At 46.5% G+C, this 11,139-nt stretch carries 9 protein-coding genes; 2 read left to right on the forward strand and 7 right to left on the reverse strand.

What is annotated here, in order from left to right; genetic code table 11:
• Positions 1-115 precede the first annotated feature (115 nt).
• The gene (locus B3O33_RS05175; protein ID WP_292361267.1) at positions 116-373 is read right to left on the reverse strand and encodes a DUF1488 family protein; all 258 of its coding nucleotides are present in this window, start codon (positions 371-373) and stop codon (positions 116-118) included.
• A 254-nt stretch (positions 374-627) separates the two neighbouring features.
• Here B3O33_RS05175 and B3O33_RS05180 point away from each other — a divergent pair, with 254 nt between their 5' ends.
• The gene (locus tag B3O33_RS05180) at positions 628-1,914 is read left to right on the forward strand and encodes an MgtC/SapB family protein (RefSeq protein ID WP_292361268.1); all 1,287 of its coding nucleotides are present in this window, start codon (positions 628-630) and stop codon (positions 1,912-1,914) included.
• 241 nt (positions 1,915-2,155) lie between these two features.
• Positions 2,156-3,994: a metallophosphoesterase gene (locus tag B3O33_RS05185; protein WP_292361269.1), complete on the forward strand. Its 1,839-nt coding sequence runs from the start codon at positions 2,156-2,158 to the stop codon at positions 3,992-3,994.
• Between the two features lie 21 nt (positions 3,995-4,015).
• Here the strand turns inward: B3O33_RS05185 and B3O33_RS05190 are convergent, their stop codons facing one another.
• From B3O33_RS05190 to pstA, 6 genes are all read right to left on the reverse strand, one after another.
• Entirely contained in the window at positions 4,016-5,410 is a 1,395-nt protein-coding gene (locus tag B3O33_RS05190; RefSeq protein ID WP_292361270.1) for a phospholipase D-like domain-containing protein, read from the reverse strand.
• 459 nt (positions 5,411-5,869) lie between these two features.
• Complete coding sequence (locus tag B3O33_RS05195; RefSeq protein WP_292363134.1) at positions 5,870-7,126, reverse strand: Shedu anti-phage system protein SduA domain-containing protein; 1,257 nt, start codon at positions 7,124-7,126, stop codon at positions 5,870-5,872.
• 69 nt (positions 7,127-7,195) lie between these two features.
• Complete coding sequence (locus tag B3O33_RS05200) at positions 7,196-7,831, reverse strand: hypothetical protein (RefSeq protein WP_292361272.1); 636 nt, start codon at positions 7,829-7,831, stop codon at positions 7,196-7,198.
• 524 nt (positions 7,832-8,355) lie between these two features.
• Positions 8,356-9,078, reverse strand: a complete 723-nt coding sequence (gene phoU / locus B3O33_RS05205; protein WP_292361273.1) for a phosphate signaling complex protein PhoU — start codon at positions 9,076-9,078, stop codon at positions 8,356-8,358.
• Positions 9,079-9,112: 34 nt separating this feature from the next.
• Positions 9,113-10,009, reverse strand: a complete 897-nt coding sequence (gene pstB / locus B3O33_RS05210) for a phosphate ABC transporter ATP-binding protein PstB (protein ID WP_292361274.1) — start codon at positions 10,007-10,009, stop codon at positions 9,113-9,115.
• Between the two features lie 11 nt (positions 10,010-10,020).
• On the reverse strand, positions 10,021-11,139 hold a 1,119-nt coding region (gene pstA, locus B3O33_RS05215; protein WP_292363135.1), incomplete at its 5' end, for a phosphate ABC transporter permease PstA.

An 11,139-nucleotide genomic window follows, 5' to 3' on the forward strand; every position in this document is an offset into this window, starting at 1 on the left:
GACAATGGCGGATGTCCCTCAGTAATGCAGAAACGGTTGTCATACTGAAAGCAGACAGATCGCCTCCCCTCTGAACAGCCTCAAAAAAATCATCGCCCAACCCAGTGAATAAAACTTAGTCGAGCTCACCACGATGGATATGAATTTCACCGTCAATGACCTTATGGTTAAGGATCAAGCCCTCAGCAATCTCTTCGAATTTGTATTGATGATCCAAAAACAGTGTTTCAGCATCTTCGTGATCGTCAGGGTCAGCCAACTCGTCTAAGGCAGCAGTAGAGACGATACACGCCACCGTCTGATTATTGACGATGGCATAAAACGTCACATCTTGATCATTCACCAAATATTCACCGGTAAAGTCGATATCCATAACGTCTCCTTAAATTGGTTAAGCTGTAAGCTGCATCTAAACACAAGGAAAAAAGTATTAAAAAACAGGACTTCTTCAGCATACCCTAAGTTGCATCAGATTTTTATTTACGGGTATCGGATATCTCCATTTAATTGGTTTACTGTTATTTGTATTTTTTTCAGTCCTTGCTTTATCGTTGTGGTGAGATTGCTACTGGATCCTAAGATCGCATGCTTATAATGAAACTGAGTCACTAACCAGGATGAACGACTATGTACGAACTGAGTGATTTTCTCAGTACGGTCAGCCAGGATCTGTTTGCACTCGGCATTGCCCTGGCTCTGGGAACCCTTATCGGGTTGCAACATGGCTGGCACGCCAGGGATAAAGCCGCTGGGCAACGTGTCGCTGGCATCCGAACCCATGCCCTGCTTGGTTTGCTGGGCGGTCTTTCAGTTCAGCTCAGCCGGGAATTAGGTGACTGGATACCCGCTATATTGCTAATTATGGTTGGACTGGCAGGCATGACCGGGCTTTTGATTAAAAACCGGCAACAACAGGATTTCAGCATCACCAGCTGGGTCGGCCAGATGCTAACTTTTTGCTTTGGTGCGCTGGTGGTTGCAGGACAACCAGTGATTGCCGCCGCAGCGGCAGTTGTCACAGCAATAATTCTGGACAACAAAGAGTCCATTCATCGTTTCCTGAAGACATTAGAAGCCAATGAACTGGACGCAGGCCTGAAGCTTTTGCTGATATCGGTAGTGGTACTGCCATTATTACCTGATCAGGGTTTTGGGCCCGGTAATGTACTGAACCTGAGAGAAATCTGGTGGCTGGTTGTGCTCATTGCTGCAATTGGTTTCATCGGTTATTTTGCCATGCGTTTCGGTGGTTCGGAACGAGGCATACTGTTCACTAGTCTGTTTGCCGGACTCAGCTCATCCACCGCGCTGACCCTGCATTTTTCCCGTCTTTCTCGCCAGTCAGACTCAACTCAGCTTAGCCCGCTACTAGCCGCTGGCATTCTCATCGCCTGTGGCACCATGTTCCCTCGGATTCTGCTTTACGCCGCGCTGATTTACCCGCCATTGCTGAAAGATCTGCTGCTCCCGGTCATCATCATGGGCAGTCTTTTATACGGTGCCGCGGCCTGGATTTGGTGGCAACATGCCGGATCGGGAAACGTGACTCAGCCCAAGGGACAGAATCCACTGGAACTGCGGGCAGCCCTGCTGTTCGGCTTGTTACTGGTAGTGATTTTACTGCTTGGAGAGTGGATGAAGAATCTGATGGGTGATGCAGGTATTTATCTGCTGGCAGCCGTTTCCGGACTGACCGATGTTGATGCCATTACTTTATCGCTGACGCGTATGGCGCGTGATGACTTAACTGCCACCACAGCGGTTCTGGCCATCATTATCGCCGCCATGGTCAACAACCTTTTCAAGGCCAGCCTGGCACTCAGCATAGGTAACCGTAGAATCGGGCTTCGAGTATTAATACCAATGCTGTTATCGCTATCAGCAGGCCTGGCCGTGGTCTTATTGAGGATGTGAATTTGTCTGTGTTTTCAGCGGTGTTCATCTCCATGAGACAATTTACTGATTTCAACTGACCTGGTCAGTTAAACCAATCCATGATCATCGATTGGTAACACGCTTTATTGATACTGCTTAGGGAAACTCCCCTAAACGCTATCCCAGAGTGTGTTGTATGAATTTTTTGAAGCTAACACAGTCAAGCCTGATCATCTCAGGGTTTGTTCTATTATCAGGTTTGTATACGTCAGGAGAAACAGTGGCCAAAAACGTCCCGGAAAGCATTGAAACAAAACAGCAGTTTCTCAGCGATCCGTTTTTACAATTACCCACCGAAGATTCGGTCAATGTGGTCTGGTTTACCAACTTTGAAGGGCAAAACCATCAACTGCACTATGGTGATGGACAGGTTGCTGATGCCAATACCAGCAAAATGACCCGGATGTTTGAGGATGCGGATTCATTCCAACCAGAAGCATATTATGAGACGCTGACCACCCGAAAAGTTTATCGCCACGAAACCACGGCAAGCGGATTGTCCTCTGGCGCCCGTGTTAATTACCTGGTGACCAGCGTTACCAATGATGGACAAACCCTGACCAGCGAAAGCTTTACACTCACACCGCTGCCACAGAAAAATCAGCCGCTGAAAATTCTGCTCACCTCAGATCTGCAATCCAAAGCCAACTCCCCTGCCAATTATCAAAAAGTCGTCGAAACAATTGGTTTACCCGATGCTGTTTTCTTCGCAGGGGATCTGGTGAATATCCCGGATCGGGCTTCTGAATGGTTCGATCAAATTCAAGACGGGGCACCGCCATTTTTCCCCACCATGCAGGGACGTTATCGGCAAATCAGATCTGACTCGGCCTATAAGGGTGGTGAAATTCTGCAACACACCCCATTATTTGCTGCTATTGGCAACCATGAAGTGATGGGGCGTTTTCTGCCACAACAGGCCGATCATCGAATGAATAACAGTTTTAATGATCCACAACCCCGCTGGTATGCCGAAATCGCTTATGAACAGATAAAACAGCAAATTAACCCTGACAACGACCCACAAATCAAAGCGCAATGGATTCTGGATAACTCGCATAATCAGCAAACCTATCTGGAGGTGTTTTCATTTCCGGATGACGGGCCAAACGGCAAGGAATATTACGCCATGGCATTCGGCGATGTGTTTCTTATCTCAATGAATGTCTCCCGGATCTGGCGTTCGTGGAATGTAAGCGGCCAACACCGCAGCATGTTTGTCGAAGCCTTATCAGAGTTGCAAACACCGGACGCATGGGGATTCGGCGAATTTATATTCGAGCGTTTTGATGCCCAGTCACAGCAATACCAATGGCTGGAAGGCGTGTTGCAATCGGCAGCGTTTAAACAGGCGAAATATAAAGTGGTGCTGGCCCATCAAGGCATTTTCGGGCTGGGGGATAATGTCGTCCCGGTGCTTGCCAATCCGCTAATGCAGCTTATAGAAATTGATGATGCTAATACTGAACAGGTTACTGAGCTCAGCTTTCCCATCAGCCCGGCAGATTGGCAAAACATCGTGCAGCCAAAACTGTCATCAATTCGTGAAGTGCGTTATCACTATCCACTCGGCGACGATATCTGGCGAAGGGATATAGAGCCGCTGTTGGTAAAACATGGCGTTGATCTGGTACAGATTGGCCACTCACACCTGTGGAACCGTACCAAGGTCGGTAATATGCATTATCTGGAAACATCCAATGTCGGCAATACCATGGGCGCTTATTTCACCGACCCAAGTGGTGCTTATCCGCATGATAACCGTGCTGCTAAAGCCAATTTCTGGGCTGAACTGAAATCTGAAAATTCACGTTGGAATTCTGCAGATTACGCTGCCAATGGCGATCCACATGGCCGGAAAATGACATTGCCAAGCATTTTCAGTCCGATGAACCTACTGGATAAAACGTTTCCGGCATTGCCTTTTGTCACCAGTAATGAACTGACCACCTTTTCCATTCTGGATACCGGCACCGGAACGATCAAAAGTTATGTTTTCGATACCCGTGATCCAGTATCAGCCGTGCAGTTATTTGATGAATTCTCGTTAGGTGACTGAGTTTGTTAATCTAAAAAAAGGTTAAAACGTACTAAGTCCGGTGGTTTCCATCACGCGATAAAGCAGGCGTGGCCAAAACCGCTCGTCGGCATAGGTTGCATAATCCACGCTGTAATGACGATCATCCAGGTTGTTCCAGCGCTCTTCAAACCATCTATGGCCCTGTTGCAGTGGTTCGGCCTCGGCAGGACCGCTCAGAATGACGTTGGTTTCCAGATTAAGATTGTGCAGGTTACGCCGGGTTAAATTGGTTGAGCCAAGCAACATCATACTTTGCCCCTCAGCGCCACGATGCATCAGCCATTTGGCATGGCACTGCTCGCCATGCGTATCACACCAGCGAACGGTAGCACCCGCCTGCATTAGTTCATGAGCCACCGGCCGATTAGGCACACCATTTTTCTCCCGGCCAAATGCATCCTTATTGGGATCAAGCAATACACGCAACCTGACCCCTCGCCCAGCTGCCTGTTTAAGCGCTTCAATAATGTCACGATCAGACAGATAGAACATCGCCATATCCAACTGTTCAGCCGTATTTGCTTCATCAATCAGCGCCAGTGCCGCACGCTCGACTGCACGTTCGGTCAGTACCTGAACCGTAAGCTCAGTATTGGTCACATACGACATTTGCGGCAATTCCAATACCGGACGGACATCACCGGAAAATTCCAGCGTAGCCGCCTCGCTGGCAAACAGATCCCAGGCAGCAGCGCCATTGAAACGTAATGCCACATTGCCATGAGCACTGCTGCCATCGTGCGGGTTGGCCGAAGTCACCAGAGCCGTCAGATCCTGCCCCTTATCCGCAATGATCAACTTACGATGGTTCGCCTTGAAATTAAACATAGCGAGATAGCTTCGCAACGAAACCCGGCTCTCACCAAATGGATTGGGCAGCAGCTCGCCTTCACTATTGCCAAAAGGCTGGATGAACAGTCGCCAGATAGCAGAATACGCAGGGTTGCTGTCACGCAAACGGGTCAAATCAGTCAGAGTGACGGGAATGCCAGCGGCTTCCAATTGAGCAAAATGCTGTGAGGGGCGACCGCCATATATAGTGTTGATCGGGTCAGAAATCACCCTGACCTCAAGTTCCGGATAGCGCTGTTTCTGAGCAATCAAAGCGGCGGTTAATTCGCCTGATAAAGGCCGGTGGGTTTCAGTCAGCTGCCCCTGAAAATCGTTAAACAGAAACATATCCACCAGCACGATCCGCCGGGCATCCGCAATCATTTCAAAAATGCTGTCGAATATCTGCTGATCCATATAGCGTTTGCCATCATCGTCGGTGTAAGTTCTGTCAACCAGAAACTGCACCTCGGTGGCGGGACGGGCCTGAGAAAACATATTCAAGCCGGACGGCAACGGTTTATAAACCTGATAAATCGCTGTGACTACCAGAATGAGCATCATCAGAATGAATAACCGACCCCATAATCGATGCCGGTGATGAGTGTCTCTATCTGAGCTGAATAATATTCTTTGGTGGTGCCTTTTTCTCACTCGCATAATGTAATTCGCTTCAAATCCATCTGAACCCACCACTGACACTGCTTAGTTGAAAGATAATACTTGTTGGCACCTTAAGTCGGAAGTATCGGCTTAAAAAGACACTTTTACATTCAAAACTGCCGAGCTAGGACTAATCCAGCTCAACATCACTGACCACAACCAGCCAAGATTCCAGCGGACAGACTGCCGCAGAGTTTTCCTAAAATGCACAGAATGCAAAAGCAACAGATTATAATTGATTGATTTTAATAAATAAAAACCTATGAGGGGGAAACGAGTTTTTACTCTGACACCAAATATCTTCCAATCTTTGATTATTAACTGACTAAAATATCAAGTTTGCTGCCACCTTGAAACTCTTCATAATTTTGTTGTGTTAGCTGTAGTTGCAGCAGCCTCAAATCGAGCCAATCGATCAATGTAATAGTCCCAGTCACGTAAAACTATACCGTGAGGTTTCATAAACTCCCGTAACAAGTTCCAAGATCTTCGGTCAAAATCAGGCTGTTTATCACTTCCCACAACAAGTAAATAGTTGTAGATCCAATCATCAGGTTTTTCTAGATACGCATTAATTTGGCTACCAAACGGTCCGGAGCATATATGCTTATAATGTTGTATTTGAAATTGAGCTGCTACTTCTTGCGCTGAGGGAAGTTGGTAATGTGTTTCTTTTGTTTTTACTAAAAGTCTCTTGCTAGCTGCTTCAATTTCTACAACCAGCGACGACTGGTCATATTTTTCGTAAATAAAATCCGGACGAACCTTTCTAACTATTTCTGAAACTACTCCATCATCTCCAGCAGTTCTCTCCACATACTGCAAAGTCTTTTCTGGATCCACAGCTGAATAATCTACTTCATCAAGTAAAATCCAGGGGTATTCCTCGATGACCTTTTGGAGTTCTTTCTCGTTTTCAGAATTAATCGCGGCAATACTTTTTTCTAAACGGTTTCTGGCTTTTCGATAAATAATAGCTGGATCTTCGTCAGTTATACCAGCAGTTTTGAAAATAATATCGGCTATTCCTTTTGCAGCGATATAAGGATCCTCATCTAGACCAGCAAGAACATTTAGGCCTATTGACGAAGAGACTATGCTGACTATCCAAGGGGGCGTTGGTGGAGGGCTTTCAAAATTTCTATAGCCGGGGCTCTCATGTACCTGTTTTGCCTGAGCAGTGGATAGCCCCTTTAAAAGCAGAGGAGCCAAGGCAATAAAGGAGCTATCTTTTTCTGTAGGAATAACTCTTAAAAAATTTCCATTGTTTTCTACACCAAGTTGCATTTTAGCATTCCCCGCTAGATGCTTCGCAATAGCTGATGCAGCAACCTTATCTCCTGACTTAAAATCGTTGTTATTCCATTTTGCTATTGCTGCTTGAGCGAAACTTACATTCCTTTTGGTTGAAACCTGAGCACCAATCCACTTAGGAATAATCCTTACAACCATACCGTCACGGGTGAGATATATGATTGTGCTGAATTTATCTTTATCAATCCCGCCCCAATAATCAGAGAGCTTTCCTTTATGGATTCTTAAATGCACTTCTAATGCCGAAGTAAAGTCGATGAAATACTTCTCAATAATGTTTTTTTCTTCTTCAGAGAAGCTCATGTAATTTCAATCCCCATCGCCTAACGCTTTGCTTTGCGGGCGCATAAGGCGATCCGAAACAGCAACTTGTTATGGTTTTCTGTGCATAAGATCATAGTATTGCCGGTCAAATGAGGTGATTTTAACTGCGACCCATCTAGCCACATCGGGGTTTGAAAGAAGATCTGTAACCCAGCTAGAGCATTCATCTTCACCCCATGATGCCTCGCTTTTAATACCTAGCTGTCTCATTAGTGCTTCAATTCTCCTAGATGGGGCTTCGTCCTTACCAAGCAGGTCGCCCTTATAATGCACAAGTTCGTTTCTTAATGATGTGATCGTTTCAAATGATTGGAAAGGGGCTTCTCCATGACTCCATTTGCGCCCCCCAGTCAGGGAGGAAATTCTGTTCCATTTTTCTGGAACAGAAGTATGCCGCTCACTTTCCTTTATTTCACCCCAGCGCTTTCCTTCCCGTGAGCATTCATTAAAAAACATTCGTGATATCGCAATCTCTTCGTTAAGCTTGGCTTCCAGGTAACAGGCAGCATTAACGATACTAGATGTGGAATAAATCATGACTTCCTTCTCGCTATCGGTTTGCTTTGCAAGCTCAGCAAACTTTTTACAGCCGGCCAAAAAATCAACTGAAAAAGGGTGCATAGCAGCTTTTATTGGAAGGCCTGCACAGCCTTCTAAGACGTCATCTTCTTCGTTAGTGGTCATGATCTACAATCCATAACAGTCTGTTAATAAGGTCTGCGACCTCAAAATAATTATTAATGAGAATGGATCATAATTATTTAGCAAATCCATCCATCGATGTTAAGCAATTGAAAATTAATCACTTATATTTAGGCAACTATAACCAAAATAATGGATCGTAAATGATTCACGATTCATTACGGTTGATTTACGCTGGCGATTTTCTTTGTGTCAATCAAGGACTGGCCGACAGGTGAAAAGCTGATTCAATCAAATGCGGTGGCATTATCGGATGCCGAGCTGCTGGGTATCTTAACTTTATGCTGGTGTTTAATGGGATTTCGGCTGTGGATTTAGCCTGATGGGTTCAAGCGGTCAGCCATTGCCGCTTTTGATCCAGGCATACTGGCAAATACTGAAAAATATGCTTAACTAAACTAATAAATGTTCATTAAAAAACAGGGTTATTGATAAGGGGAAATAGCGTTTCAGAACTTAAAAAAACTGCAGGAATATGATAAATTCCTGCAGCTTTTCGTGAGTTATTAGCGGCCAACGAGTTTTTCTGTATCTTCTACGGGCGTGTGACGGATATCCTCGCCTTCAACCATAAAAATGACATGTTCAGAAATATTGCAGGCATGGTCGCCCACCCGTTCAAGCGCCCGCAACACCCACATCACTGACATGCAGCGAGAAATATTACGGGTATCTTCCATCATGAAAGTCAGTAAGCTCCGGGTAGCCGCTTTGTATTCTTCGTCTACTATTTTATCTTCCTTCATCACCCGTAATGCCAGCTCGGAGTCAAGCCGGGCAAAAGCATCCAGGGCATCGTTGAGCATTTCAAGTACGTGATTAGAAATATGACGAACTTCAACGTAACCACGGGGAGCCTGACCCTCCTCGGATAATGCCAAAGCTGATTTGGCAATTTTCTTGGCTTCGTCCCCGACCCTCTCCAGATCAGCAACCATTTTCATCACGGCAATCACCAGACGAAGATCTATAGCAGCCGGCTGACGACGAGCGATGATACGGACAGCTTCATCATCAATTTCCAGCTCCAGCTTATCGACAATTTTATCATTGTTGCGTACTTCATCGGCCCTAAAGCCATCGCCATCCATCAGTGCAGCTATCGCATTTGTAAGCTGGTCTCTGACCATATAGCCCATTTTCAGGAAGTCGGCATTCAGGGAAGCAAGGTCTTCATTGAACTCATGAGACGTGTGACCTCCGTAGACACTATTATTATCTTTCTTCATAGCAAAATTCTCCAAAAGCACGTAAAAGTGTGGCTTAGCCGAAACGGCCAGTAATATAGGACTCGGTCAGTTCATGCTCGGGAGACGTGAACACCTTGCTTGTTTCGTTAACTTCTACCAGGTGCCCCAGATGGAAATACGCAGTCCGGCTGGATACCCGGGCGGCTTGCTGCATAGAGTGCGTCACAATAATAATGGTGTAACTTTCTGATAATTCAGAGATTAACTCTTCAACTTTCGCTGTGGCAATGGGATCAAGTGCTGAACATGGCTCATCCATTAAAACCACTTCAGGGCTAACAGCAATGGCACGGGCGATACATAAACGCTGTTGCTGACCGCCTGACATACCTGTGGCAATGGAATGCAGACGATCTTTCGCTTCATTCCATAAACCCGCCTTACGCAGGCTGTCTTCAACAATGTCATCCAGTTCCGACTTACGATTGGCGAGCCCATGAATTCGCGGGCCATAGGCCACATTGTCATAGATCGACTTTGGAAACGGGTTCGGTTTTTGAAATACCATGCCTACCCGGGCCCGTAATTCAACCACGTCTTTTTTGGAATGGTAGATGTCTTCATCATCGAGCATTAATTGCCCTTTAACCCGGCAAATATCGATGCTGTCATTCATCCGGTTAAGACACCGTAGAAATGTTGATTTACCGCAACCCGAAGGTCCGATAAACGCAATAACTTCATTACGACCAATATCCAAGCTGACATTTTTTATGGCGCGTTCTTGTCCATAGAACACTTCCACGTTGCGAAGCTTAAACTTGGGATCATCCGCAAACGGCTTACCGACTGTTTTTCCTTCTTCAACTTTCGCAGACTGCGCACCAGCATCCTCAACAGGGCGATTAACAGGTGTACTCATTTCTTGTGGCTCCAAAGGTTCGCTAATAAGCGTATCGTTCATATTCATTGTTTTCTCCATTACCAACGGCGTTCAAGGCGCTTGCGCAACCAGATAGCCAATGCATTCATACTTAACAGGAATGCCAGCAGCACCATAATGGCCGCCGACGCGCGTTCAATGAAGGCCAGTTCGGGGCTGCCTGCCCACAAGAAAACCTGCACAGGCAACACAGTAGCGGCGTCAAAGAACCCTTCGGGAATTTCAACGATAAAGGCCACCATACCTATCAACAGCAACGGTGCTGTTTCACCCAGAGCCTGAGCCATACCGATAATCGAACCGGTCAGCATGCCGGGCATCGCCAGCGGTAATACGTGATGTAATACCACCTGCATTTTAGAGGCACCCACTCCTTCAGCCGCTTCACGGATTGAAGGCGGCACACTTTTGATCGCCGCACGACTGGAGATAATGATGGTTGGCAGCGTCATCAATGTGAGTACCAGGCCACCGACAAACGGGACAGAGCGAGGCATGCCAAACAGATTGATAAACACCGCCAAACCCAGCAAACCAAAGATGATCGATGGTACTGCGGCCAGGTTGTTGATGTTGACCTCGATAAAGTCGGTGATCCTGTTTCTCGGGGCAAATTCTTCCAGATAAATCGCCGCCGCCACACCGATAGGGAATGACAATACCAGGGTGACAAACATAACTAACAGCGAACCGACGATAGCACCAAGCACCCCGGCTCTGGCAGGGTCACGTGAATCGCCACTGGTGAAAAACACGTCGTTGAAACTGGTTTCTATGACGCCTTTATCGCGTAACTTATCCACATACTGCTGCTGTTCCTCCGACAACTTAATGGAATAAGCCTCATTGCCTTTATGCTTGTTGTACACATCAACATTACTGTGCGCCAGAAAGGTAATGGTTTGGGTTGTGCCCATCCAGTCCGGATTGGCAACCAATTCATCCCGAAGCTGACTCGATGCATACGGATTAATCAGGCCGCGCAGTTTGCCCCGATCTTCCTCAGTAGCCTCTGGCAATATTTCTGACAGACTCTGAATCAGAGGCTCTACAAAATCGGCCATACGCACTGCATCTGGATCGGTGGGATCCTCCAGATACATCGTCTCGGCGTTCATTTCGACATCCAGGGTAATGGTTGTCTTCAGAAAACCGGT

Source organism: Methylophaga sp. UBA1464, assembly GCF_002325665.1.
In the GTDB taxonomy this organism is placed as follows: domain Bacteria; phylum Pseudomonadota; class Gammaproteobacteria; order Nitrosococcales; family Methylophagaceae; genus Methylophaga.